At 71.9% G+C, this 5219-nt stretch carries 6 protein-coding genes; 4 read left to right on the top strand and 2 right to left on the bottom strand.

Going from position 1 to position 5219, the window contains the following annotated elements; translation table 11 throughout:
• Positions 1-2: 2 nt before the first annotated feature.
• Positions 3-1601, bottom strand: a complete 1599-nt coding sequence (gene purF / locus PLL68_RS06430) for an amidophosphoribosyltransferase (RefSeq protein ID WP_324532744.1) — start codon at positions 1599-1601, stop codon at positions 3-5.
• A gap of 48 nt (positions 1602-1649) precedes the next feature.
• Positions 1650-1889: a hypothetical protein gene (locus PLL68_RS06425; RefSeq protein WP_159901605.1), complete on the bottom strand. Its 240-nt coding sequence runs from the start codon at positions 1887-1889 to the stop codon at positions 1650-1652.
• Positions 1890-2008: 119 nt separating this feature from the next.
• On the opposite strand from PLL68_RS06425, the gene PLL68_RS06420 reads away from it, so the two are divergent.
• The 4 genes from PLL68_RS06420 to PLL68_RS06405 all read left to right on the top strand — a co-directional run.
• Entirely contained in the window at positions 2009-3586 is a 1578-nt protein-coding gene (locus tag PLL68_RS06420; RefSeq protein WP_324532742.1) for a molybdopterin-dependent oxidoreductase, read from the top strand.
• A 151-nt stretch (positions 3587-3737) separates the two neighbouring features.
• Positions 3738-4385, top strand: coding sequence for a fasciclin domain-containing protein (locus tag PLL68_RS06415; protein WP_324532740.1), 648 nt, complete (start codon positions 3738-3740; stop codon positions 4383-4385).
• 35 nt (positions 4386-4420) lie between these two features.
• Positions 4421-5056 carry an ECF RNA polymerase sigma factor SigK gene (sigK, locus tag PLL68_RS06410; RefSeq protein WP_324532738.1) on the top strand — a complete coding sequence of 212 codons (636 nt, stop codon included), beginning with the start codon at positions 4421-4423 and terminating at the stop codon, positions 5054-5056.
• Positions 5053-5219, top strand: a 167-nt coding sequence (locus PLL68_RS06405; protein WP_324532772.1) for a zf-HC2 domain-containing protein, incomplete at its 3' end; no start/stop codon positions are given. The genes sigK and PLL68_RS06405, both read left to right, overlap by 4 nt.

Genomic DNA, 5219 nt, shown 5'->3' with positions numbered 1-5219 from the left:
GGTCAGGGGCGGAGCACGGCATCCGCGGCGCCACCGGCGGCCGAGGTCGACACGCCCTCGACGTCCAGCACGGGCACGTGGCGGTGCGGATGCCGTTCGCCCGTCACCCGCTCACCGTTCGCGCCGGTCGACACCGCCAGATCGAGCTCGAGCACCGCCTTGCCGAGACCTTTCTCGGGCAGGGGAACCGGGTACGTCCCGGTGAAGCAGGCCGTGCAGAGCCGATCGGGCGCCTGGTTGGTGGCCTGGATCATCCCCTCCTCGGAGATGTAGCCCAGCGAGTCGGCGCCGATCGAGTTGCACACCTCGGCCACCCCGAGACCGGTGGCGATCAGCTCGGCCCGGGTCGCGAAGTCGATGCCGTAGAAGCAGGGCCAGCGCACCGGGGGCGAGGAGATGCGCACGTGCACCTCGGCCGCCCCGGCCTCACGCAGCATCCGCACGAGGGCGCGCTGGGTGTTGCCGCGCACGATCGAGTCGTCGACGACGACGAGCCGCTTGCCCTTGATGACGTCCTTCAACGGGTTGAGCTTGAGCCGGATGCCCAGTTGGCGGATGGTCTGCGACGGCGCGATGAACGTGCGCCCGACGTAGGAGTTCTTCACCAGCCCCTGCCCGTAGGGGATGCCGGACTCCTGCGCGTACCCGATCGCGGCCGGCGTCCCCGACTCCGGGGTCGGCATGACCAGGTCGGCCTCGACCGGGTGCTCCCGGGCCAGCGCGCGGCCCATCTCGACCCTGGCCTCGTGCACGACGCGGCCGTTGATCGTCGTGTCGGGGCGTGCCAGGTAGACGTACTCGAAGACGCAGCCCTTGGGGGTCGGCTCGGCGAAGCGCTGCGAGCGCAGCCCGTCCTCGTCGACGATGATCATCTCGCCGGGCTCGACCTCGCGCACGTAGGAGGCACCCACGATGTCGAGGGCGGCCGTCTCCGAGGCGACGACCCAGCCGCGTTCGAGCCTGCCGATGACCAGGGGGCGGATGCCGTGGGGGTCACGAGCGGCATACAGCGTGTGTTCGTCCATGAAGACGAAGCAGAACGCGCCGCGCAGTCGGGGCAGCACGTCGAGGGCCGAGGCCTCGAGGGTGCGGTCGGGGTGGTCGGCCAGGAGCGCCGTGACGAGCGCGGTGTCGGTGGTGTTGCCCCGCGCCAGCTCGCCGCGGTGGGTGTCTCCCTCGAGCCGGCCCTCGACGAGGTCACGCAGTTCGGCGGAGTTCGTGAGGTTGCCGTTGTGGGCCAGCGCCACGGTGCCACCGGCGTGGCCGCCGAGGGTGGGCTGGGCGTTCTCCCACGTCGAGCCGCCGGTGGTGGAGTAGCGGCAGTGGCCCACTGCGAGGTGGCCGCGCAGCGACGCCAGCGAGCGCTCGTCGAAGACCTGGGATACCAGGCCCATGTCCTTGTAGACCAGCAGCCGCTGCCCGTCGGACGTCGCGATGCCGGCCGACTCCTGCCCGCGGTGCTGGAGGGCATAGAGGCCGTAGTAGGTCAGCTTGGCGACGTCCTCACCGGGGGCCCAGACCCCGAAGACCCCGCAGGCATCCTGCGGGCCCTTCTCACCGGGAATCAGGTCGTGGCTGAGGCGTCCGTCTCCGCGTGGCACGTGCCCGATCCTCCCACACCCTGCTGAGCGCGCCCCACGGACGAACGGTCAGGAGCGTTCGCTGCGCCGATCGAGCAGCACGGCGAGCACGGCCGCGAGCAGACCGAACACCAGGGCGCCCATGAAGCCCAGGTAGCCGATGCCGGCCGACGGGGCGTAGTTCGACTCCAGCATCGTGTCGCGGTCCTCGAACCAGCCGAAGACGGCCAGCGAGGCCCCCACGAGGAACCCGATGACGGCCCCGGTGATGATGATGGGCAGGAAGCGCGGGCGGCGTGCAGGAGTCACGGTCCCTAAGGTACGTGAGGCCGAGCATCCCTCGACGAACCACCCTCGCGCACACTTGGGTCGTGCGCGCATCCGAGAACCCCTCCGGTTCCGAACCACTGGACATGACGAACCCTCGGATGCCGCAGCCAGAGACCAAGCCCGACGGGCGCCCCGGGCGCCTCTGGTACGCCGGGGGCACCGCACTGGCCGCGGCCGCTGCAGCCGGCGTGGGTCACCTCGTCGCCGGGCTGGTCTCCCCCGAGGCCTCACCCGTGCTCGCCGTGGGGTCCACCGTCATCGACGCCACTCCCACCCCGGTCAAGGAATGGGCGGTGGCGCAGTTCGGCACCGCTGACAAGCCCATCCTCATCGGATCGGTGGCGATCGGTGCGCTGCTGCTGGCCGGCGGCATCGGCCTGATCGCCCGCACTCGGCGCACCCTGGGCCTGGCCCTGCTCGGCGCCCTGGCCTTCACGTCCGTCGGCGGCGCCCTGCTGCGCCCCACGAGCACCGCGGTGGACCTGCTGCCCGGGTTCGCCACGGCGCTGTTCGGCGTGCTCGCCGCCGGCTGGTTCCTCGGGCTCCTCGACCAGTGGGGGGCGCGTGATCGCGACCCGGCGGCGGGGGCGGCTGCCGGCGCCACGGCATCCGGCGACGGCCGCAGCGATCGTCGGCGGGTCCTGTTCGCCGCGGCCGGGCTGGGAGCGGTCGCCGCCACCGGCAGCACCCTGGGCAAGGTGCTGTCACGCGGCGCATCCCCGTCGGCCGTTGCCCTGCCGGTGGCCGCCGAGGCCCTGCCGACGCTGCCGGGTGGCCTGGAGTCGACCGTGCGCGGCATCTCGGCGTTTCGCACCCCGAACGCGCAGTTCTACCGGATCGACACGGCCCTGGTCATCCCCCGGGTCTCCACCGACGGTTGGTCCCTGACCATCGACGGCGACGTGGAGCGGCCCTACACGATCACCTACGACGAGCTCCTCGCGATGCCGATGGTCGAGCGCGACATCACCTTGACCTGCGTGTCCAACGAGGTCGGCGGCCCGTACATCGGGGCCGCCCGGTGGCTCGGCGTGCGCACCAAGGACCTGCTCGAGCGGGCGGGCGTGCGGCCGGGAGCCGACCAGATCCTCAGCCACTCCACCGAGGGCATGACGATCTCGACCCCCGTGCAGGCCCTGACCGACGACCGCGAGGCCCTCGTGGCCGTCGGGATGAACGGTGAGCCGCTGCCCAACCGCCACGGCTTCCCGGCGCGGCTGGTCACCCCGGGGCTCTACGGCTTCGTCGGTGCCACCAAGTGGCTGACCCGCATGGAGGCCACGACCTACGCCGCCAAGCGCGCCTACTGGACCGAGCGCGACTGGGCGACCGACGCCCCGATCCTCACCCAGTCACGCATCGACACCCCTCGCGGGCTGGACCGGCGCGATGCCGGGCAGGTCATGATCGGTGGGGTGGCGTGGGCGCAGCAGCGCGGGATCGCCCAGGTCGAGGTGCGCGTCGACGACGGGCCGTGGCAGGTCGCCACCCTCGGGCCGGATGCCGGCATCGACTACTGGCGCCAGTGGTACCTGGCGTGGGATGCCGCCCCGGGTCGCCACTCGCTGAGCGTGCGCGCGACCGACCTGACCGGTGAGCTGCAGCCCGAGGGCCGCACGACGCCGTTCCCCGAGGGTGCCCGGGGCTGGCACACCATCGTCGTCACCATCGACTGACCCTCCGCCCCTCCCACAACGTCCGGCACCTTGGCGGCTCCAGCCGCCAAGGTGCCGGACGTTGTTCTGGTCCGGCCAATCCGGTTCACGAGCTGCTCCGAACCACTGGTGTACGCACCACGAAACACACCTGCGAGAAGGAGCACCTCCCATGCGTTCCACCCGACTGACCGTTGCAGCCCTGGCCCTGGCCCTCCCCCTGTCGATCGCCGCCTGCGGGTCGGACAGCGAGATGGATGCCGGCTCCACCGACACCATGAGCTCGTCGTCCGCTCCGGCCCCCTCGGCCTCCGCCTCGGAGTCGATGGGCACCGACATGGCCGGCGCCCCGTTCGGCCCCGGCTGCGCGGCCGTCCCCGCCGACGGTGCGGGCTCGTTCGGCGGCATGGCCAAGGACCCGGTCGCCACGGCGGCGAGCAACAACCCCGTCCTGTCGACGCTGGTCACCGCGGTGACCGAGGCCGGCCTCGGTGACACCCTCAACACCACGCCGGACATCACCGTCTTCGCGCCGACCAACGACGCCTTCGCGGCCATGGACAAGGCCACCCTCGACAAGGCCATGGCCGACCCGAAGGGCCTGCTCACCACGGTGCTCACCAACCACGTCGTCGCGGGCCGCCTCGCCCCCGACCAGGTCGCCGGTGAGCACGAGACCCTGGCCGGCACGAAGATCACGGTCGAGGGCTCCGGCGAGGACTTCACCGTCGGCGATGCCAAGGTCGTCTGCGGTGACGTGCAGACCGCCAACGCGACCGTCTACATCATCGACGGCGTGCTGCTCCCCGCAGCCAACTGACGCCTGACCGTCCTCGACAGTCCATGATGGGTGACATGACAGCCTCCTCCTCGGGTACGTCCGTGCCCGGGGAGGGGGCTCTCCCGCACCCGGACGCCACGGCATCCACCACCGCCACGGCATCCGGGCAGGCGCTCGCCGAGCTGCTGCGCCGCTGCGCCCGCGGTGACGAGGCAGCCTTCGCCGAGCTCTACGACGCGACGTCGCGCCGGCTCTTCGGCCTCGTGCTGCGGATCGTGCGCGACCACGCGATGTCGGAAGAGGTCACCCAGGAGGTCTACCTCGACATCTGGCGCACCAGCGCCCGATTCGACCCCAGCCGCGGCAGCGCCCTGTCGTGGATGATGACCATCGCGCACCGCACCGCCGTCGACCGGGTGCGCTCGTCCGAGGCCGCCCGCCGGCGCGACGACACCCACGCGGCGACGAACCAGGACATCGACTTCGACGCCACCGCCGAGGCGGCCCAGGCGTCGCTGGAGGCCCAGCGCGTGCGACGCGCCCTGGCCACCCTCACCGATGCGCAGCGCTCCGCGGTCGAGCTGGCCTACCTCGGCGGCTACACGCACACCGAGGTCGCAACCCTGCTCGACCTGCCGCTCGGCACGGCGAAGACCCGAATACGCGATGGCCTGATCCGCCTGCGAGACACGATGGGAGTCCCGGCATGAACGCCGATCTGCACCACCTTTCCGGCGCGTATGCCGTCGACGCCCTCGATGACACCGAGCGCGCGGCCTTCGAGTCGCACCTGCTCGGCTGCGCCGACTGCCGCGCCGAGGTCGCCGAGCTGACCGCCGCCGGGCACTCCCTGGCCGCGCTCACGGAGGCCAC

This window comes from Ornithinibacter sp. (genome assembly GCF_035443565.1).
GTDB lineage: Bacteria > Actinomycetota > Actinomycetes > Actinomycetales > Dermatophilaceae > Fodinibacter.
The sequence above is the reverse complement of the archived record's forward strand: the minus strand, read 5'-3'. Positions and strand labels throughout refer to the sequence as shown.